Here is a 255-nt window from a genome sequence, read left to right as displayed (position 1 = left end):
ACCCGCTCCGTCATCGCGCGCTCGGCGACGAGATCGATCCCGGTGTTACTGCCACGACCAGCGGCCATTTCACGAAGGTGGCGAATGTACGCGATGCGCACGTCATCGACCGACGCCTGCCGGTAATCGATGCCGAGTTTGTCGACGAGGCGTGAAACGGCCGACTGGTCGAGGTCCAGGTGGTCGGCGATCTGCTGCTGGGTTGGCATGAATATGACCCCCCCTGGGGAATCACCAGTAGAGAAAAAACGCGGG

General features: G+C 62.0%; 1 pseudogene. It reads right to left on the bottom strand.

What is annotated here, in order from left to right:
* A pseudogene (locus tag SB771_RS35740) lies at positions 1-209 on the bottom strand (MarR family transcriptional regulator); the annotation flags it as partial.
* Between the last annotated feature and the right edge of the window lie 46 nt (positions 210-255).

Source organism: Burkholderia sp. SIMBA_051, assembly GCF_046534915.1.
GTDB lineage: Bacteria > Pseudomonadota > Gammaproteobacteria > Burkholderiales > Burkholderiaceae > Burkholderia > Burkholderia ambifaria.
Note: the sequence above shows the minus strand (reverse complement) of the source record. Positions and strands in the feature narration are given on the sequence as shown.